The sequence below is a fragment of the Flavobacterium sp. N2038 genome, from assembly GCF_025947185.1.
In the GTDB taxonomy this organism is placed as follows: domain Bacteria; phylum Bacteroidota; class Bacteroidia; order Flavobacteriales; family Flavobacteriaceae; genus Flavobacterium.
Window position 1 is genome coordinate 2,873,624 of sequence record NZ_CP110001.1, and the last position, 21,596, is coordinate 2,895,219.

Consider the following 21,596-nt stretch of genomic DNA (forward strand, 5'->3'; position numbering starts at 1 on the left):
AATTATTAGGTTTATAAAAATGCCTCTTAAAATTAAGAGGCATTTTTACTTTTATTCCTTTCAGAAATTAAATTCTGTCTTTTTTAATTTCGTCTACAATCTCCGGATTCAACAAAGTTGACGTATCTCCAAAGTTAGAGAAATCACCTTCGGCTATTTTACGCAAAATTCTACGCATGATTTTTCCTGAACGCGTTTTTGGTAAACCAGACACAAACTGAATTTTATCTAATTTTGCAATTGGCCCAATATGATCCGAAATATACTGATTAATCTCTTTACTTAAATTTGATCGATCTCTAACTTCTCCAGTTTCTTTTAGAATTACAAAACCATACAAAGCATTTCCTTTTATGTCATGTGGGAATCCAACAATAGCAGATTCAGCAACTGCAGGATGCTCGTTGATCGCATCTTCAATAGGAGCTGTTCCTAAATTATGTCCGGAAACAATTACTACATCATCTACCCTACCGGTAATTCTGTAATAACCAACTTCATCTCTTAAAGCTCCGTCTCCTGTAAAATATTTCCCAGGGAAAGCAGAAAAATAAGTGTCTTTGTAACGTTGATGATCTCCCCAGATTGTTCTGGCGATTCCAGGCCATGGGAATTTAATACATAAACTACCCACAACTTGATTTCCTTCGATTTCGTTACGTTTCTCATCCATCAAAACAGGCTGAATTCCAGGTAATGGCAAAGTTGCATAGGTTGGTTTTGTTGGTGTTACAAAAGCAATTGGCGAAATCATAATTCCTCCAGTTTCGGTTTGCCACCATGTATCTACCACCGGACATCTCTTATCTCCCACGTGGTCATTGAACCAGTGCCAAGCCTCTTCGTTAATTGGCTCTCCAACAGATCCAATAACTTTAAGCGATTTTAGAGGATATTTTTGAATATAATCTAAACTTTCTTTTGCTAATGAGCGAATCGCTGTTGGCGCTGTATAAAATTGTGTGATTTTATGTTTTTCGATAATATCCCAAAAACGGCTAAAATCCGGGTAAGATGGAACTCCTTCAAAAATAACTGTTGTTCCACCATTCAATAATGGTCCGTATAATATATAAGAGTGACCTGTGATCCATCCGATATCTGCAGTACACCAGAAAATATCATTTTCTTCGTGACTAAAAACATTTTTAAAAGTATAGGCTGTGTAAACCATATATCCGGCTGTGGTATGCACCATCCCTTTTGGTTTACCCGTAGATCCTGAAGTATACAAGATAAATAAAGGATCTTCAGCATCCATAATTTCTGCAACACTATTATCCATAGCTGCATCTAATAAAGGCTGTAACCATTCGTCACGACCTTCTTTCATTTTTACTTCAGTTTTAGTTCTTTTAGCTACTAAAACTTTAGTTACTGAAGGACAAGATTCTAAAGCTTCATCTACAATCCCTTTAAGATCAATTGTTTTATTTCCTCTGTAACCTCCGTCAGAAGTAATAACCATTTTACATTCACAGTCATTAATTCTTGCAGAAACTGCTGAAGCCGAAAACCCGGCAAAAACAACCGAATGTATCGCTCCAATTCTTGCACAAGCTAAAACAGCTACAGCAAGCTCTGGAATCATTGGTAAATAAATACAAACTCTGTCTCCTTTACGAACACCTTGCTCACGCAAAACATTCGCCATTTTTGAAACTCGTTCGTATAGTTCATTATATGTTATATGTAAAGCTTCTTCAGAAGGATCATTCGGTTCAAAAATGATTGCCGTTTTTTCGCCTCTTTTGCTTAAATGTCTATCAATACAGTTTTTTGTGATATTAACCTTAGCTTCCGTAAACCATTTTACTTCAGCATCCCCCATATTAAAATCAACTACTTTCTCCCATTGTTGGTACCATGTAAAATTTTCTTCTGCGATTTTACCCCAAAATTTTCTTGGCTCCCTTATTGACTTATTGTAATGTTTAAAATATTGTTCTAAATTTTCAATTTTATAATAACTCATACGTTTTTGGAATTTTTTTATAAATGTATTAAATCTCAGTGTATTCTTAAAATTATTTAATTCATAAATTTTGGCAAAAAAAAACACATATTTAAAAAAAAATCTCGTTTTTATGTGTTTTATATAAAAATATACTTTTTAACATTAAAATGCATATCACAAAAAAGGCATGGCAAATAAATACCACGCCTTTTTATTTTTAACAATTTCAATAACAATTAATTTCGTAATTAGTACACTGCATGACTATATCTATTTTGAAAATTAGCAGCATCTTTATTAATTAAAAAATAAATTTCAACAAGTATATTTAATTCTAAATATACCCCATTTAGGGAATAGCTTCACTTAACTTACTTGCTCACAGAAGTTAAGTGAATGCAACATGCATCTATATCTTTTTTCTTAATAAGTGCTTACTAATTCAAAATATTACATCAAACAGAGATACAGTGCAAATCCCATCACAGTCGAATGTGTGGTAATTCCCAATTTATTATCCAATTTTTTTCATTGCTGTCATAGATTCTCTCAACCATGCGCCTACTTCTTCGATAGGATGTTGACGAATTTCTTTGTTTACTGCAATTAATACCGCATTATCTACTCCGTTTGAAGTTGAAAATGGTTTCCCGATTATATTTGTTTCAACAGTTTTCATGAACTCAGTCAATAACGGCTTACAAGCATGATCAAATAAATAACAACCATATTCTGCAGTATCAGAAATTACACGGTTCATTTCGAATAATTTCTTTCTTGCAATTGTATTAGCAATCAAAGGCAATTCGTGCAATGACTCATAATAAGCTGATTCTTCGATAATTCCAGCCTCAGTCATCGTTTCAAAAGCCAATTCAACACCCGCTTTCACCATTGCAATCATTAATACTCCGTTATCAAAATATTCCTGCTCAGAGATAGGAGCTTCTTGCGGAGCTGTTTTCTCGAAGTTAGTTTCTCCTGTAGCTGCTCTCCATTTCAACAAGTTAACATCATCATTAGCCCAGTCAGCCATCATAGTACTAGAGAATTCTCCAGAAATAATATCGTCCTGGTGTTTTTGGAATAACGGACGCATAATATCTTTTAATTCTTCTGCAAGCTCATAAGCTTCAATTTTTGCAGGATTAGAAAGACGATCCATCATATTTGTAATACCACCATGTTTCAAAGCCTCAGTGATAGTTTCCCATCCGTATTGGATTAATTTTGAAGCATAAGCAGCATCGATTCCTTTTTCGACCATTTTATCAAAACATAAAATAGATCCAGTTTGCAATAATCCGCAAAGGATTGTTTGCTCTCCCATTAAATCTGATTTTACTTCGGCTACAAAAGATGATTTTAAAACCCCGGCTTTGTGTCCTCCGGTTGCTACTGCGTAAGCTTTTGCCTGATCTAAACCAAATCCGTTTGGGTCATTTTCAGGGTGAACAGCGATTAATGTTGGTACACCAAATCCTCTTTTATATTCTTCACGAACCTCAGAACCAGGACATTTTGGAGCACACATAATAACAGTGATATCTTTACGAATTTGCATTCCTTCTTCAACAATATTGAATCCGTGAGAATATGCTAAAGTCGATCCATTCTTCATTAATGGCATAATTGCAGTAACTACAGCAGTATGTTGTTTATCCGGAGTTAAGTTACATACAAGGTCGGCAGTTGGAATTAATTCTTCATAAGTTCCCACTTTAAAACCATTTTCGGTAGCGTTTTTATAAGAAGCTCTTTTTTCAGCAATTGCATCTGCACGTAATGCATAAGAAATATCCAGACCTGAATCTCTCATGTTTAAACCTTGATTTAAACCTTGTGCACCACAGCCTACAATGACAACTTTTTTCCGGCCAATGCAGCAATACCGTCTGCAAATTCAGACTGCTCCATAAATTCACAAACTCCTAATTGTTCTAATTGTAATCTAAGTGGTAATGTGTTGAAATAATTTGCCATTTTGTTTTAAAATATTTAATGAAATGAAATTTAATAATTGATTAATTTATAACTAGTTGTGTTTAAAAATCTTTTTTTACTTGAATGTTTCGAGCATTGTTGAGATTTCCATTTTTTCTTTAGAAACCGAAATTCTTCCAGAACGTACAAACTGCATAATGCCGTAAGGTTTGAATTTTGCATATAATTCTTCTATTTCTGAACGTCTTCCAGATTTAGAAATCACAAAGAAATCTCTAGAAACCGTAACAATAGTAGACTGGCTGTCTTTAATAATATTCTGAATCTGCTTTTCATCAAACAACAAACTGGATTGAATTTTAAACAAAGCATTCTCTAGATAAATAGTTTCTTCATCTGTATGATAAAAAGCTTTTATAACTTCAATTTGCTTTTCGATTTGTCCAACAATATTCTGAACCCATTTTTCAGTTGTGTTTACCACAATAATAAATCTGGAAACATTCTCTATTTCTGATTCTGAAACGTTTAAACTTAATATATTAATGTGTCGCTTTAAGAATATCCCCGATATTCTATTCAACAATCCTACATTATTTTCTGAATATACCGATATGGTAAATGTTTTATCTTCCATTGTTTTTTAGTTTTATTTGTTTCATGTTTCAAGTTTCATGTTCTGCTGCGAACGTGAAACCTGAAACATGAAACTTGAAACTTTTTTTTCTTTAGCTTAATCTAATTTCTGAAACACAAGCTCCGGTTGGAATCATAGGGAAAACATTATTCTCTTTTTCCACCATAACTTCTAAGAAATAAGAATCTTTTGAAGCCAGCATTTCTGCCACAGCTGCATCTAAATCCTCTCTTTGTGTTACTTTTTTAGATTTAATATGATACCCTTCTGCAATAGCAACAAAGTTTGGATTAATCATTTTTGTTGAAGCATATCTATTGTCAAAAAACAATTCCTGCCATTGACGCACCATTCCTAAAAATTCATTGTTTAAAACCACAATTTTTACCGGAACCTGAGTTTGAAAAATAGTTCCCAATTCCTGAATGGTCATCTGGAATCCGCCATCGCCAATAATAGCAACAACCTCACGTTCAGGTTTTCCCATTTTTGCACCAATAGCTGCCGGAAGAGCAAATCCCATTGTACCTAATCCGCCGGAAGTGATATTACTTTTTGATGAATTAAATTTTGCATAACGACATGCAAACATTTGATGCTGACCAACATCTGAAACAATAATAGCATCTCCTTTTGAGTGTTTATTAATCATTTCAAGAGTTTCACCCATCGAAATTCCTTTACCGTTTGTTGGGTTTAATTCTTCTTTTATAACAGAATCGTACTCGATTTTGTGCAATTCTTTGAATTCATTATGCCATAAATCGTGCGATTTTGCATCAATCAAAGGAAGTAAAGCCGCTAAAGATTCTTTTACATCTCCTAATACAGCGACTTCAGTTTTCACATTTTTATCAATCTCTGCCGGATCTATTTCAAAGTGAATTACTTTTGCCTGTTTCGCATAAGTACTTAATTTACCCGTAACACGATCATCAAAACGCATTCCGAATGCAATTAAAACATCACATTCATTCGTTAATAAATTCGGGCCGTAATTTCCGTGCATTCCAAGCATTCCTACATTTAACGGGTGATCTGTTGGTAAGGCCGAAAGTCCTAAAATTGTCCAGGCAGCCGGAATTCCAGATTTTTCAACCAAAGCTTTAAATTCAGCTTCAGCTTTACCCAAAATAATCCCTTGCCCAAAAACAATAAAAGGTTTTTTAGCACTATTAATCAAAGCAGCAGCTTCAGCCACTTTATCTAATTTTAATTTAGGAACCGGAGTATAACTTCTAATTCCTGCACATTTTTCATAACTATAATCAAACTCGTCAAACTGAGCATTTTTAGTAATATCAATCAATACAGGCCCTGGACGTCCAGAACGTGCAATATAAAATGCTTTTGCAATTATTTCAGGAATCTCAGAAGCTTCTGTAATTTGATAATTCCATTTTGTTACAGGAGTCGAAATACCAATAATATCGGTTTCCTGAAAAGCATCAGAACCTAACAAATGTTTTCCAACTTGTCCTGTGATACAAACCATAGGAGTTGAATCGATCTGCGCATCTGCAATTCCAGTGACTAAATTTGTTGCCCCCGGCCCAGATGTTGCAATTGCCACACCAACTTTTCCTGTAGCTCTTGCATAACCCTGAGCTGCATGAGTTGCACCTTGCTCGTGACGTACTAAAACATGGTGTAACTGATCCTGGAATTTATATAATTCATCGTAAACCGGCATAATAGCCCCACCCGGATAGCCATAAACCAAATCTACTCCTTCTTCTAATAAACATCTTATAACGGCTTCTGCCCCTGATATTCTCATAGTATATTGTTTTTTCAATGTCAAATTTCAATTTCAAAAATCAATAGCAATTTCAAAAATCAATTTCAATCTTAAACTTTAAATTGATTTTTGAAATTTTTAATTTTTATTGCTATTGCTTTTTGTCATTGTCATTGATATTGATTTTTGATATTGTTTTTTAATTAATTATCGGTAACGCAACCTGTAGAAGCGCTTGACACCGATCTAGCGTACTTAAACAAAACTCCTCTGTCAACTTTTAAAGGAGGCTGAACCCAAGCTGCTTTACGAGCAGCGAATTCTTCGTCAGATATCTTCAGGTCGATTGTATTTTTCTTAGCATCGATAGCAATTATATCTCCATCTTTTACTAGTGCAATACCACCACCGTCATATGCTTCTGGTGTAACGTGCCCTACCACGAAACCGTGTGAACCTCCGGAGAATCTACCGTCTGTGATTAGTGCACAGGTGCTTCCTAATCCGGCTCCAATAATTGCAGATGTAGGTTTTAGCATTTCAGGCATCCCCGGACCACCTTTTGGTCCACAACCTCTAATGACGACTACATTGCCTGGTTTAATTTTTCCGGCTTCAAGACCTGGAATTACTTCAAATTCACCTTCAAAAACAACAGCTGGTCCTTCAAAATATTCTCCTTCTTTTCCACTGATTTTTGCTACAGCACCTTCAGAAGCAAGATTTCCGTATAAAACCTGAATGTTTCCTGTTGATTTTAAAGCTTTTTGAATTTCATGAATCACTTCTTGTCCATCCTGTAAATCTGGAGTTGAAGCTAAATTTTCAGCAACTGTTTTTCCAGTTACAGTCAAACAATCCCCGTGAATAAGTCCAACTTTTAACAGATATTTCATTACTGAAGGAATACCTCCAACTTCATGAATATCTTCCATCATGTATTTACCACTTGGCTTCATATCAGCAAGAACCGGGGTTCTGTCATTAATAGCCTGAAAATCATCTAGAGTAATTGTAATACCAACAGAATGTGCCATTGCAATCAAATGCATAACTGCGTTTGTAGAACCTCCCAAAACTGCTACAATTGTAATAGCATTTTCAAAAGCCTTACGAGTCATAATGTCTCTTGGCTTAATATCTTTTTCTAATAAAACTTTAATAGCAGCTCCTGCAGCAAGACATTCGTCTCTTTTTTCCTGACTCAAGGCAGGGTTTGAAGAACTATATGGCAAACTCATTCCCAAAGCTTCAATTGCTGAAGACATAGTGTTTGCAGTATACATCCCTCCGCATGCACCAGCCCCGGACAAGCATTTTTAATTACTCCTTTAAAATCCTCCGGAGTAATTTCGCCTTTTACTTTTTTTCCTAAAGCTTCAAAAGCAGAAACAATATTCAGTGTTTCTCCTTTCCATTTTCCAGAGTGAATTGAACCTCCGTAAACCATCATTGAAGGACGATTTAATCTTCCCATTGCAATTAATGCTCCGGGCATATTTTTATCACAGCCAGGAATTGCAATAATACTATCATACCATTGTGCTCCTGCAACTGTTTCTATAGAATCTGCAATTACATCACGAGAAACCAAAGAATAACGCATTCCTTCTGTACCGTTTGAAATCCCGTCACTAACACCAATGGTATTAAAAATAAGTCCGACAAGATCTGCATCCCAAACACCTTTTTTAACATCTTTTGCTAAATCATTCAAGTGCATGTTGCAAGTGTTACCATCGTAACCCATGCTCACAATACCAACTTGTGCTTTTTTCAAATCTTCTTCAGTTAAACCAATACCGTATAACATGGCTTGCGCCGCAGGCTGTGTCTGATCTTGAGTGATGGTTTTGCTGTACTTATTTAATTCCATTATGTATTATTTTATTTTAATTTTTGTTCAAAAAAAAACCTTCCAGTATTTGGAAGGTTTGTAATATAGTTTTTCAATTATATTTATACCATTCCCAACGCAGATGTGCTAATCACATTGACAACAACGATAGAAGTAATAATAATAATTGAGTTTTGCATTTTTTTTCTTTTCAGTGAGCCAAAAGTATAAAAACTTTAAGAACTAAAAAAATAAAATCTCAACATTTCACACACTTCTTGTTATTTCTTATACTTTTTAACAAAAAATATTAAACAATTGTTGATTGTCCAATATGAACGTTGTCATTATTAAAATAAAGCAGATCATCTTTGCTGAAAATAAAATTAGAAACAAACTCCCCTACTTCATTGGTACCGAATTTTGAATCTGCTTTTAAATCAACTGTAACTACTTTAAATTCTATTGCTTTTTCTACAGCCTGATATATAACATTAGCTTCTTTGAACAAACCAAAATGTTCTAACAACATTGCTGCAGATAAAATTGAAGCAATCGGATTTGCAATATTTTTTCCTTTTGCCTGTGGATAAGAGCCATGAATTGGTTCGAAAAGCGCATTCTTTTCTCCTAAAGATGCCGAAGCCAATAAACCAATTGAACCTGTGATAACACTTGCTTCATCAGATAAAATATCTCCAAATAAATTCTCTGTCAGAATCACATCAAATTGTTTTGGGTTTAAAATAATCTGCATTGCTGCGTTGTCTACAAACAAAAAGTCAAGAGCTACATCTGGATAACTTTCGCCCACTTTCTGAACTACTTTTCTCCATAATCTTGAAGTTTCTAAAACATTTGCTTTATCCACCATTGTTAACTTTTTACGTCGGTTTTGTGCCGATTTGAAAGCTAAATGTGCAATTCTGGTAATTTCTTCTTCTGAATATTCACATAAATCTGAGGCATGTGTGCCATCTTCATTTAATGTTTTAGCTCCAAAATACGCTCCACCTGTTAATTCTCTGAAAATAGTAAAATCAGCACCCTCAATAATTTCTCTTTTTAAAGGAGAAGATTCAAGTAAAGATTTATAAGGTTTAATAGGGCGAATGTTTGCAAACAAGCCTAACTCCTTACGCAATTTTAATAATCCCTGTTCCGGACGCACCTTTGCATTTGGATTATTATCATACTTAGGATCTCCAATTGCGCCAAATAAAACGGCATCTGTATTTAAACAAAGATTTAGCGTTTGCTCCGGAAGTGGGTTTCCTGTTTTCTCAATTGCGATTGCCCCCATAAGAGCCTCCTCAAAAACAAATTCATGATTGTACACTTCGCCAATGGCGTACAAAGCTTTTTTGGCTTGTAAAACTACTTCTGGTCCAATACCATCTCCTGGTAAAACTGCTATTTTCAAATTCATAACGTCTCGTTCTTTATGATTTAAATCTTTATTTTTTTTCTATTTTTTTGCTTCTTTCTTCTATCCTCTTCTCAACTAGTTTCTAATTAATTCTCCATCAATTTTGCAAGCTTCGATGATTTGATGAATATCAGCATCTATAACTTCTTTTTTGATATCAGCGAATTTCAAAAACTCAATGTATACAATATCCAATTGTACTTTAGTCAACTCGTAACCCACTTTTTTAGCACGGTAAGCTAAAGCAGCTCTTCCGCTTCTTGCTGTCAAAATAATAGAGGATTCATTTACACCAACATCAAGTGGATCCATAATCTCGTATGTTGCTCTGTTTTTGATTACCCCATCTTGGTGAATTCCTGAACTGTGCGCAAAAGCATTTGCTCCAACAATCGCTTTATTTGGCTGTACAATCATTCCCATACTTTCAGAAACTAAACGACTCATTTCATTTAATTCTCTTGTATTGATATTAGTATCAAGATTTAAGTAAGGATGTTGTTTAAAAATCATTACTACTTCTTCAAGTGCAGTATTTCCGGCTCTTTCTCCAATACCATTAATAGTACATTCTATTTGTCTCGCTCCGTTTATAGCTCCTGCAATTGAATTTGCAGTTGCCATTCCTAAATCATTATGACAGTGACAGGAAAGGATTACGTTCTCGATTCCTTTTACGTTTTCTTTTAAATATTTAATTTTTGCTCCATATTCTTCAGGAAGACAATATCCTGTTGTATCAGGAATATTTAATACTGTAGCTCCGGATTTAATTACTTCTTCACAAACTTTTGCAAGAAAAGCATTGTCAGTTCTACCAGCATCTTCTGCATAGAATTCAACATCTTCTACGTATGTTTTTGCATGAGCTACTGCATACTTTGCTCTTGCAATAATATCTTCCGGAGTAGTTTGTAATTTATGGAGTATATGAGATTCAGAAGTTCCGATTCCGGTGTGGATTCTAGGTTTCTTAGCATGCTTTAAAGCTGCTGCAGCAACATCAATGTCGTTTTTTACGGCTCTTGTAAGCCCACAGACAGTTGCATTTTCTACAATTTTACAAATCTCAGAGACCGATAAAAAATCGCCGGGACTTGACACAGGAAAACCTGCTTCGATGATATCAACTCCCATTTTGTCTAGTCGTTCTGCGATAACTAATTTTTGTTTAGTATCTAACTTACATCCCGGGACCTGCTCACCATCGCGCAAAGTGGTGTCAAAAATTTGAACTTTCTCTCTATTCATATTCATTAATTTAATGTAATTTCACATTGTGATAACAAATATATATCGTACTTATGCAGTACAAAATTCATTTTATTGAAATTATACTGTTCATAAAACAAATTATACCACAATAGATAACTGACAATCAATAAGTTACATTATTATTTTTTACAATGGCTAACCATCAAAAAGATTTCCTATTTGTTCTGATTAAATCACTTTCTAAATCTGAAAAAAGACAATTTAAAATTTTTGCGAGTCGATTAGAAACAAGTTCAAACACAAAGTTTATCGAATTATTCAATATTTTAGACAAATCTGAAACCTACGATGAAAAGCTGATTCTCAAGAGTGGCATCATTAAAAAAATACAACTATCCAACTTAAAATCATATCTTTACAAACAAATTTTAGTAAGCATACGTTTAAATATTCCGAGCCAGAATATTCGTTATCAATTGCGTGAGCAAATAGATTTTGCGGGTATTCTCTACAATAAAGGATTGTATAAGCAGAGTTTAAAAATTCTGGATAAAACAAAACAGGTAGCTCTTGAGAATGATGAAAAATATATGGCTTATGAAATTGTAGAATTCGAAAAACTTATCGAATCACAATATATTACACGAAGTATTCAGGGCCGTGCCGATGAACTGGTTATTCAGGCAAAAGAGCTGAATTATCGTAATACCATCTCAAGTAAATTATCAAATCTATCCTTACAACTTTACGGAATCATGCTAAAAACAGGTTACGTAAAGAATGATGAAGAATACAAATATATCGATGATTACTTTAATAAACATATTGCAAAACTAGATGAAACCAAGTTTGGTTTTCGTGAAAAATATTGGTTCTACAATGCCAATTTATGGCGCAGTTTCTTGGTTCAGGACTTTCTGGCGAGTTATAAATATGCTTATAAATGGGTGCAGCTTTTTTATGATAACCCAAATATGATTTACCAGAATCCGGTATTTTTCCTAAAAGGAAACCACTACTTTCTGGAATCACTTTATATGCTGAAATATCAGTCGAATTTTAGAAAATACCTATCTCTTTTAGAAGAAACAATTGCAGATGATAAATTCCCTGTGAATGATAACATTGCATCACTATCATTTTTATATGTTTATAACAATAAGTTGAATTTACATATTCTGGAAGGTACTTTTGAAGAAAGCGAATATTTAATTCCTGAGATTTTAGATAAATTAAAGCTTCATAGCGAACATCTTGACGAACATCATGAGATGCTGTTTTTCTACAAAATCGCTTCTATTTACTTTGGAAGTGAAAAATATAATGAATGCATTAATTATCTGGACAAGATCATCAACAATAAAAACCTCTCGATGCGCGAAGATCTAATGTGCTTTGCAAGGCTTTTATCTTTGATTGCTCATTATGAATTAGGAAAAGACTATTACTTAGAAAATCATCTAAAAAACACTTATAAGTTTCTATTAAAAATGAACGACTTACATGAAGTTCAAAAGGAAATTATTAAGTTCCTTAGAAACCTGAATAATTTTTATCCAACTGATATCAAGAAGGAATTCAAAAAAATGCATGCCCGTTTTGTAGAACTGGAAAAGAATACTTACGAAAAAAGAGCTTTCTTATACTTAGATATTATTTCCTGGCTTGAAAGTAAAATTGAGAATCGTAAAATTGCGGATATCATTAAGGAAAAGGCAAAGTTGAATAGTAGATAAAATTCCAATTTTTAAATTCCAAATTCCAATAAAAAAGCTCTGAAAAAATATTTTTCAGAGCTTTTGTCATTTCTGACATACTTTATCTAAAATATATTCAATTCAAAATAATTTAATTCAAACCCGACAGGCTTTAAAAACCTGTCGGATTTACTAAACATAAAAAATCCCAAATTCGAGATTGGAATTTGGGATTTTTAAAATTGGAATTTAAAGAAACTCTATTCTACAATATTAGAAGTCTTAACATAGAAGTTTTTATCTACTTCAAGTTTTCTGTCCTCATTTGCTGTTTTAATAGACTGCCATTCTGTAGTTGGTTTAAGCCAGGTTTCTACTCCATTGATTTTAACCTTTATCGGCATATCAAATTTACTTACACAATTTGTCCAGTGATAACCAAACGTTCCATTTTTAAACATATATTCAAAAACCGGAATTTGTGTAGTAGTTAAATATTGAGCAAAAACTCTATTGAAGTTAATTCCGGATTGCTCGTTGATATAATCCTGAATCTGTTTTCCGGTTACGGTTTGATGATAAAAAGTTTTATTTAAACCTCTTAAAATAGATTTCCATTTGGCATCATCATTAATGATCTGACGCATCATATGAAGCATATTTGCCCCTTTTGGGTACATATCTCCTGATCCTTCATTATTTACATCATAATGTCCTATGATTGGCTTATCATTACTAATATTTTTTCTACAGCCAATTACATATTCTGCACCAGCATCTTTTCCGTAATAATACTCCACAAAAAGACTTTCAGAATAGTTTGTAAAACTTTCGTGAACCCACATATCTGCAATATCCTTGTAGGTAATATTGTTGGCAAACCATTCATGCCCTGATTCATGAATAATGATAAAATCAAATTTTAAACCCCAGCCTGTTCCACTCAAATCACGCCCCAGATAACCATTTTTATATTCGTTACCATAAGTTACAGAACTCTGATGTTCCATTCCTAAATAAGGCGCTTCAACCAATTTATAGCTGTCTTCATACCAAGGATAAGGACCAAACCAGTTTTCAAAAGCCTTAAGCATTCTTGGCGCATCTTTAAATTGCTCTTTAGCCAAAGCCAAGTTATCTCTTAAAACATAATAATCGCAATCTAATTCACCTTTTTCTCCTTGATATTTTTCAGAGAAATTAACATAATCCCCAATATTGATATTTACGCCATAATTATTAATTGGATTCGATACATACCAATTAAAGGTTTTAGTACCATCTTTCTCTTTTTTAACACTTTTCAATCTTCCGTTAGAAACATCTGTTAAGTGTCCCGGAACATTTACGCTGATTAGCATATTTTCTACTTCATCATACATGTGATCTTTACATGGCCACCAAACACTTGCACCTAAACCCTGACAAGATGATGCAATAAAATCGTTTCCGTTTTTATCTTTCTTCCAGCTAATTCCGCCATCCCAAGGAGCTTTAACAGCTTCTCTGGGTTTTCCTCCAAAGGAAATTACGACCTCTTTGGTTTCTCCAACTTTTTGTTTTGCAGTTAACTGAATAAAAAATGCATTTCCATCTCTCTCGAATTTCAGTTCTTTTCCATCCTGAGTTACTTTGTAAATCTGCATTGGTTCCTGCAAATCGATTTGCATCTTATTATTCTCTGCTAAAACAGTATAACGTACCGTATTTGAACCTTTTATTGTCTTGTCTGATGGATTAACTTTTACATCTAAATGATAATATTTTAAATCCCACCAGGCTCTTTCTTTTGTAATGGTTCCGCGTAAAGTATCCTGATGTGTAAAAACAGTTTCTGACTTATTTAAAAGTCCTTGGGCATTTGCTCCGAAACTAACTAGAAAGGCGAAAAAAGCGCCACCAAAGTATTTTCTCATTATTAGTAATTTTGTAGTAAATAAAGGGGTTAACCCCGTTTAATAGATAGCAAATGTAAACATTCAGATTAAGTTTTTTAAAATTTTATGATTTCTGTTTAAAAAAATAATGTCCAGATTCCTTATTGTTTGCTTATTTTGGTCTTTTCAAATTATTATTTCTTTCCATATGAGACACTTTACAATACTTTTATTTTTTGCACTGATGTGTACGACCACAGTAGATTCACAGAATATAATTATTTCAAAAACAAACGAAAAAATATTTATTGATGGTGATTTATCAGATTGGAAAACTTCTTTTCAAGGCCCGTTTGTCATTCATAATTCAGGAGAAAAAGCTACTCAAAATACATTTGTTTCACTTTCGTGGAATGATGAAAACCTTTATATTGCTTACCGTTCAGACGATTCTAAAATTGTGGGCGCAGATCAGCAGAAAGACTCTCAAATTTTCAATACCGATGATTTAGTAGAAATTTTTATCGATCCAGACGGAAACGGACAAAATTATATTGAAATTGGAGTAAATGCTTTTTCAACAAATTACGATATGTTATTAAAATGCATTTCACCAGATTGTGGCGGGTGGAACACTTCAATGGCTTTTAATATTGAAGGGCTTGAAACTGTAAGCAAAATAACAACAGAAGGTTTTTGTACCGAAATTAAAATCCCTTTTGCCGCTCTTGAAGAAATCGAAAATGGCAACTTTGCAAAACCAAAGACCGGAACAAAATGGAAAGGAAATCTTTTTAGGATCGATTATGGAAACACGACCGAATATCTGTCATTACAGCCCTATAAAAGTTCTAAGTTTGGGTTTCATCAACCACAGGAATTCGCAACTTTCGAATTTAAAGAATAGACCATCTTTATACGACAATAAAAAAGCCTCAAAATATTTATTTTGAGGCTTTTATTATTTAAACTTATTAAATTAATTATCTAATTAATTTTCTGTATTTCAAACGTTTTGGGGTTAAATCTCCACCAAGACGTTTCTTCTTATTTTCTTCATAATCAGTGAAACTTCCTTCAAAGAAATAAACTTCAGAATCACCTTCAAAAGCTAAAATATGCGTACAAATTCTATCTAAGAACCATCTGTCGTGAGAAATAATTACTGCACAACCTGCAAAATTTTCTAAACCTTCTTCAAGTGCACGAAGTGTATTTACGTCCAGGTCATTCGTAGGCTCATCCAGTAAAAGTACGTTTCCTTCCTCTTTTAGCGTCATTGCTAAGTGCAAACGGTTACGTTCTCCACCAGAAAGCATAGATACTTTTTTGTTTTGCTCACCTCCACCAAAATTAAAACGTGATAAATAAGCTCTTGAGTTAACTTGCTTTCCACCCATCATAATCAATTCCTGACCATCAGCAAAGTTTTCCCAAATTGATTTATTCGGATCAATATTAGAGTGCGACTGATCTACGTAAGCGATTTTTACAGTTTCTCCAACTGAAAATTCTCCGCTGTCTGTAGCCTGCTCCCCCATAATCATTTTGAAAATAGTAGATTTACCAGCACCGTTTGGCCCAATAATCCCCACAATTCCGGCTTGTGGCAAAGTAAAGTTTAAATTATCATATAATAATTTATCTCCAAAAGCTTTAGCTACATTCTTAGCTTCGATAACATTTGTACCTAAACGTGGACCATTTGGGATATAGATCTCCAGGTTTTCATCCAGTTGTTTTTGGTCTTCATTTAATAATTTATCGTAGTTCTGTAAACGTGCTTTTTGTTTGGTCTGACGACCTTTTGCTCCCTGACGAACCCATTCTAACTCACGCTCTAACGTTTTTCTGCGTTTAGAAGCTACTTTTTCTTCCTGAGCCATACGGTTTGATTTTTGATCTAACCAAGAAGAATAATTTCCTTTCCATGGAATACCTTCTCCTCTATCCAACTCTAAAATCCATCCTGCAACATTATCAAGGAAGTAACGGTCGTGCGTTACAGCAATTACAGTTCCTGAATATTGTGCTAAATGTTGCTCTAACCAAAGAACTGACTCGGCATCAAGGTGGTTGGTAGGCTCATCTAATAACAATACATCTGGCTGTTGTAATAACAAACGACATAAAGCTACACGACGACGCTCACCTCCTGAAAGGTTTTTAATTGGCGTATCACCTTCCGGAGTACGTAGAGCATCCATTGCGATCTCTAATTTTGTATCGATTTCCCAGGCGCCAAGAGCATCAATTTTATCTTGCAATGCTGCCTGACGGTCCATCAATTTATCCATTTTATCAGGATCTGAATAGTTTTCTTCAAGACCAAATAAATCATTTATTTGATTGTATTCTTCTAAAACTGCCATAGTTTCAGCAGCTCCTTCACGAACAATTTCAATAACAGTTTTTGAATCATCAAGAATTGGCTCTTGCTCTAAATAACCAACAGTATAACCCGGTTGAAAAACAACATCTCCCTGGTAGTTTTTATCTACACCTGCAATAATTTTTAAAAGAGAAGATTTTCCTGAACCGTTAAGTCCCAAAATACCAATTTTAGCTCCGTAAAAGAAACTTAAATAAATATTCTTAAGTACTGGCTTGTCTGCTCCCTGATAGGTTTTACTCAATTTTTGCATTGAGAAAATTACTTTCTTATCGTCTGACATTTTCTTTATTTTTTATTTATATTGTTTATTTTCTACTTCTTAATTTTAATCAAACAGATTACACCCTTCCTTTCAAAGCATTAAAAACCCATGCATTAGCCAAAAAACCAACTCCAACAGCGCCAAATCCCCAGCCCGATACTTCACTGTATCTAAAAACCCCTAGACCTATAAGTAACAAGCCCATAAGTATCATTACCAAAGTAGCCCATCCTAAAATGGTATTTTTATTCATTCCCATAATTGTGTAATTATTTTTTAATCTGATTAATTTTTAGAAAGGCAAATATCGTGAATTATTACGGCTTAATTAAATATTTTATAAAGCATTTCTTTAAGCAAATCTGATTGCGGTAAAGCATTGGCACCAACTCCTTTGCTTTTGACATCGATATCTCTTAAAGCGCCAACAATCTGACTCACTTTTCGCATTGGATAATTTTTTAGAGCCAAGTCATATTCCTTTAAAAAATACGGATTTACACCAATTGCAGCTGCTACGTTTTTCGGATTTTTATCTTTAAGTCCGTGGTATTTTAAAAGCTGTACAAAAAAACCAAAGACAAGTCCGGTGGTCATTACAAGAGGATATTCTTTTGGATTATGAGCAAAGTTTTCTGCAATTTTATAGGCTTTAAGCTGATTGCGCTCGCCGATTGCTTTTCTAAGCTCAAAAACATTATAATCTTTACTGAATCCGATATTCTCCTCAATATGCTGAGGCGTAATCATAGTTCCCTGTGGCAAAATAATCTGAAGTTTTTCCAGTTCATTGTTTATTTTACTCAAATCAGTTCCCAGAAACTCAACCAACATTGCATTAGCTTTTTGGTCGATCGTATATTTTTTACCCGCCAGAACACGTTTTATCCAGTCACCAACCTGATTTTCATACAGTTTTTTACTTTCATAAACGATTCCGTTTTGTGCTAATAGCTTAGTAACTTTTTTACGTTTATCAAGTGTCTTATATTTATAGCAAAAAACCAAAACCGTTGTCTCCATTGGATTATTTACATACGATTCAATTTTATCTATGGTTCGGGATAAATCCTGTGCTTCCTTTACAATAACAACTTGACGATCAGCCATCATAGGATAGCGCTTGGCCGTTGAAACAATATCCTCAACCGAAACATCTCTACCATATAAAACAGTCTGATTAAACCCCTTTTCTTCTTCAGCCAGTACATTTTGCTCAATATATTCAGACAACTTATCTATATAATAAGGTTCCTCACCCATTAAAAAATAGATAGGCTTAATATTTCCTGCCTTAATATCGTTGACAATTTTTACAACTTCATCCATTTAAAAATTCTTGTTTCAAATTTCAGGTTTCAGGTTGTGGTTTCAAAACTTGAAACTTTAAACCTGAAACCTGAAACTATTTTATATTTTTGCTATATGTTAAAGCTAAATTTCCCTACTTATACTTTTCGATTCAAAAATAGCGAAAATAAAGTGTCTATTTTTGATGAAATCAGAAAAAAATTTATCATACTTACCCCAGAAGAATGGGTTCGTCAACACGTTGTTCACTATTTAATGATTGAAAAAAAATACCCAAAATCACTCATTAACGTGGAGAAAGTTTTAACAGTCAACGGATTACGAAAAAGATATGATGTAGTCGTATTCAACCCTGATGGTTCTATACATATATTAGTAGAGTGTAAAGCGCCAGAAGTAAAAATATCGCAGGCAACTTTTGATCAAATTGCACGTTATAATATGACAATGCAGGCACGGTTTTTGAATGTGACAAACGGACTAAATCATTTTTATTGCCAGATGGATTTTGAAAACGAAAAATATGAGTTTTTAAGAAACCTGCCTGATTATAAACAAAACCATTAAAAACAAATAATTAAATACCTTTGGATAAAATAGCAATTGTCATTTTGAACTGGAACGGAGTAAAATTGCTTGAACAATTTTTGCCTTCAGTTCTGCAATTTTCAGAAAATGCACCTATATATATAGCAGACAATGCTTCAACAGACAATTCTATTAATTTTGTCAGGCAAAATTTCCCAACCGTTAAAATAGTACAAAATGATGGCAACTATGGTTTTGCAAAAGGCTATAATGTTGCCCTGCAAAGTATTGATGCCGAAATTTATGCATTAGTAAATTCAGATATTGAGGTTACTGAGAATTGGCTGGAACCAATCATAAAGACTTTTGATCTAGAGAAGCAGACAGCCATTATTCAGCCAAAAATTCTTGATTATAAGAACAAAGAGTATTTTGAATATGCCGGAGCTGCCGGGGGCTTTATTGATAAATATGGTTTTCCATTTTGTCGTGGACGCATTTTTGACACTTTAGAAAAAGACAATGGTCAATATGATGATAACTGCGAGTTATTCTGGGCTTCAGGAGCCTGTTTTTTTATTAGAAAAGAAGTTTATCATGAACTACACGGCTTTGACGAAACTTTTTTTGCACATCAGGAAGAAATAGATTTATGCTGGCGTGCTGCAAATGAAGGCCATATAATAAAATACAACTCACAATCTGTTGTTTACCATGTAGGGGGTGCAACTTTACAGCAGGGAAATCCAAAAAAGACATTTTTGAATTTTAGAAATTCATTATTAATGCTTGTCAAAAACCTACCAAAAAAAGGGTTATTTTTTGTGATTTTCTTCCGCATGATATTAGATGGTATTGCAGGTATCCGTTTTCTTACACAAGGTAAGTTCAGCCATACTTTTGCCATTTTAAAGGCGCATTTTTCATTTTATTGCATATCTTTAAAGTATCTAAAAAAGCGAAAAGATTTTCAAATACAACGATACTATACCGTAAAAAGTATCGTTTACTTGTATTACATAAAGAAAATAATGGTTTTTAAAGAAATCTTTAACAGTAAACAAAATATTAAGAACTAAATTTGTAATCAACGTTTAATTAAATATAATACCTATGAGAAAAATAGTTATCGCACTATCAGTATTAATGGCCTTGACTTCGTGTGTATCGAAAAAACAATACGCAGCATTAGAAGCTAAGAACAAAGAGACACAAGATCTATTAAACTCTTGCACTGTAAAATTGAATTCTTGTTTAGAAGAAAAAGCGGGATTGGCTGCTACAGCTGAAAGCTACAAACAACATAATCAAGACTTAATTAACAGTTCAAAAGATTTAACGGTTTTAACTACTAAAGGAGCTGAAAACCTTGAAAAATCTCTAGAAAGCTTAAAAGAAAAAGATTTAAAAATCTCTAGACTACAGGATGCACTTACTAAAAAAGACAGTGTAACTCTAGCTTTAGTTACAAGTTTAAAAGGTGCAGTTGGAATCAACGACCCGGATATCGAAATCAATGTTGAAAAAGGAGTTGTATTTATTTCTATCGCTGATAAATTGTTATTCAAAAGCGGAAGCTACGACGTAAGTGATAAAGCAAAATCTGTTTTAGCTAAAGTTGCAAAAGTTGTAAATGACAAACCAGATTTCGAATGTATGGTTGAAGGTCACACTGATGACGTTCCTTACAAAAGCAACGGAATTATCTTAGACAACTGGGATTTAAGTGTTAAACGTTCTACTTCTATCGTTCGTGTTTTAACAAATGATCTTGGAGTTAACCCAGCTAAATTAATTGCTGCAGGTAGAAGCTCTTATGTACCATTAGTTGCTAATGATTCAGCTGAAAACAAAGCTCGTAACAGAAGAACTCGTATCGTTGTTATGCCAAAAATCGATCAGTTCTACGATATGATTGAAAAAGAAATGAAAAAACAAGCAAAATAATTCTTGTTTCACATATTATAAAACAGAAAAAGCAGGTCTATTGACCTGCTTTTATGTATCCTTAATTTTTTTAATAACCAATTAAATATAAATCAAGAATAGCATTATTTTTAATTAACTAACTAAATTTAACAGTACTAAAATTAGTTATAATTTTTCAACTTTTATACGATTTAAGTTTTTTTTTACAAAATTCCTATATCACCCTTACCTTCTCTTACTATAACAGGCTCATGTTCAGATAAATCTATAATTGTTGAACCTACATTATCCCCATATCCTCCATCAATTACCAAATCTACGAGATTTTGCCATTTTTCAAAAATCAATTCAGGATCAGTAGTATACTCAATTACATCATCTTCATCCCGAATAGACGTTGAAACAACCGGATTTCCTAATTGTCGTACAATTTCTAAAATAATATTATTATCAGGAACACGGATACCGACGGTAGTTTTCTTTTTAAACTCTTTTGGCAGATTATTATTCCCTGGCAAAATAAAAGTATAAGGTCCTGGCAATGCTCTTTTTAATATCTTAAATGTCGAAGTATCTATCTGACGTACATAATCTGATAAATTACTCAAATCATGACAAATAAACGAAAAATTAGCTTTCTCTAATTTAACTCCTTTTATTTTAGCAATTTTTTCCAATGCTCTGGAATTGGTAATATCACAACCTAAACCGTAAACAGTATCTGTTGGATAAATTACCAACCCTCCATTCTGAAGCACTTTTACAACTTTTGCAATTGCTGCTTCACTAGGTTTATCCGGGTATATTTTTATAAATTCAGCCATATTTTTTGTTTCA

At 33.5% G+C, this 21,596-nt stretch carries 15 protein-coding genes and 2 pseudogenes; 5 read left to right on the forward strand and 12 right to left on the reverse strand.

Features of this window, described 5'->3' with window-relative positions:
* Nucleotides 1–67: 67 nt before the first annotated feature.
* From acs to OLM51_RS12880, 7 genes and pseudogenes are all read right to left on the reverse strand, one after another.
* The gene (gene acs / locus OLM51_RS12850) at nt 68–1,975 is read right to left on the reverse strand and encodes an acetate--CoA ligase (RefSeq protein WP_264551006.1); all 1,908 of its coding nucleotides are present in this window, start codon (nt 1,973–1,975) and stop codon (nt 68–70) included.
* A 496-nt stretch (nt 1,976–2,471) separates the two neighbouring features.
* Nucleotides 2,472–3,940: pseudogene (ilvC, locus tag OLM51_RS12855) on the reverse strand (ketol-acid reductoisomerase).
* Between the two features lie 76 nt (nt 3,941–4,016).
* The gene (ilvN, locus tag OLM51_RS12860) at nt 4,017–4,538 is read right to left on the reverse strand and encodes an acetolactate synthase small subunit (RefSeq protein WP_264551007.1); all 522 of its coding nucleotides are present in this window, start codon (nt 4,536–4,538) and stop codon (nt 4,017–4,019) included.
* Between the two features lie 91 nt (nt 4,539–4,629).
* Nucleotides 4,630–6,318: a biosynthetic-type acetolactate synthase large subunit gene (ilvB, locus tag OLM51_RS12865; RefSeq protein ID WP_264551008.1), complete on the reverse strand. Its 1,689-nt coding sequence runs from the start codon at nt 6,316–6,318 to the stop codon at nt 4,630–4,632.
* 164 nt (nt 6,319–6,482) lie between these two features.
* Nucleotides 6,483–8,155: pseudogene (gene ilvD, locus OLM51_RS12870) on the reverse strand (dihydroxy-acid dehydratase).
* Nucleotides 8,156–8,426: 271 nt separating this feature from the next.
* A complete protein-coding gene (leuB, locus tag OLM51_RS12875) occupies nt 8,427–9,545 on the reverse strand; it encodes a 3-isopropylmalate dehydrogenase (RefSeq protein WP_264551009.1) in 1,119 nt (372 codons plus the stop codon).
* 75 nt (nt 9,546–9,620) lie between these two features.
* A complete protein-coding gene (locus OLM51_RS12880) occupies nt 9,621–10,796 on the reverse strand; it encodes a 2-isopropylmalate synthase (protein ID WP_264551010.1) in 1,176 nt (391 codons plus the stop codon).
* Between the two features lie 155 nt (nt 10,797–10,951).
* Between OLM51_RS12880 and OLM51_RS12885 the strand changes: the two genes are divergently transcribed.
* Entirely contained in the window at nt 10,952–12,496 is a 1,545-nt protein-coding gene (locus OLM51_RS12885; protein ID WP_264551011.1) for a hypothetical protein, read from the forward strand.
* A 221-nt stretch (nt 12,497–12,717) separates the two neighbouring features.
* Here the strand turns inward: OLM51_RS12885 and OLM51_RS12890 are convergent, their stop codons facing one another.
* Complete coding sequence (locus OLM51_RS12890; RefSeq protein WP_264551012.1) at nt 12,718–14,373, reverse strand: M1 family metallopeptidase; 1,656 nt, start codon at nt 14,371–14,373, stop codon at nt 12,718–12,720.
* 205 nt (nt 14,374–14,578) lie between these two features.
* Between OLM51_RS12890 and OLM51_RS12895 the strand changes: the two genes are divergently transcribed.
* Entirely contained in the window at nt 14,579–15,241 is a 663-nt protein-coding gene (locus tag OLM51_RS12895; RefSeq protein ID WP_264551013.1) for a carbohydrate-binding family 9-like protein, read from the forward strand.
* A gap of 76 nt (nt 15,242–15,317) precedes the next feature.
* On the opposite strand, the gene ettA is transcribed toward OLM51_RS12895, so the two are convergent.
* The 3 genes from ettA to holA form a co-directional block, all read right to left on the reverse strand.
* On the reverse strand, nt 15,318–17,009 hold the full coding sequence (gene ettA, locus OLM51_RS12900; protein WP_264551014.1) for an energy-dependent translational throttle protein EttA: 1,692 nt from the start codon (nt 17,007–17,009) through the stop codon (nt 15,318–15,320).
* A gap of 58 nt (nt 17,010–17,067) precedes the next feature.
* The gene (locus OLM51_RS12905; protein ID WP_264551015.1) at nt 17,068–17,250 is read right to left on the reverse strand and encodes a CAL67264 family membrane protein; all 183 of its coding nucleotides are present in this window, start codon (nt 17,248–17,250) and stop codon (nt 17,068–17,070) included.
* A 65-nt stretch (nt 17,251–17,315) separates the two neighbouring features.
* Nucleotides 17,316–18,320 carry a DNA polymerase III subunit delta gene (gene holA / locus OLM51_RS12910; protein ID WP_264551016.1) on the reverse strand — a complete coding sequence of 335 codons (1,005 nt, stop codon included), beginning with the start codon at nt 18,318–18,320 and terminating at the stop codon, nt 17,316–17,318.
* A gap of 96 nt (nt 18,321–18,416) precedes the next feature.
* Between holA and OLM51_RS12915 the strand changes: the two genes are divergently transcribed.
* Genes OLM51_RS12915 through OLM51_RS12925 form a run of 3 tightly spaced genes read left to right on the forward strand, consistent with a single transcriptional unit; the run spans nt 18,417 to nt 20,777 of the window.
* A complete protein-coding gene (locus tag OLM51_RS12915; protein WP_264551017.1) occupies nt 18,417–18,869 on the forward strand; it encodes a type I restriction enzyme HsdR N-terminal domain-containing protein in 453 nt (150 codons plus the stop codon).
* Nucleotides 18,870–18,889: 20 nt separating this feature from the next.
* The gene (locus OLM51_RS12920; protein ID WP_264551018.1) at nt 18,890–19,909 is read left to right on the forward strand and encodes a glycosyltransferase family 2 protein; all 1,020 of its coding nucleotides are present in this window, start codon (nt 18,890–18,892) and stop codon (nt 19,907–19,909) included.
* 34 nt (nt 19,910–19,943) lie between these two features.
* Entirely contained in the window at nt 19,944–20,777 is an 834-nt protein-coding gene (locus tag OLM51_RS12925) for a flagellar motor protein MotB (RefSeq protein ID WP_264551019.1), read from the forward strand.
* 185 nt (nt 20,778–20,962) lie between these two features.
* On the opposite strand, the gene OLM51_RS12930 is transcribed toward OLM51_RS12925, so the two are convergent.
* Complete coding sequence (locus OLM51_RS12930) at nt 20,963–21,583, reverse strand: L-threonylcarbamoyladenylate synthase (protein WP_264551020.1); 621 nt, start codon at nt 21,581–21,583, stop codon at nt 20,963–20,965.
* Nucleotides 21,584–21,596: the final 13 nt, after the last annotated feature.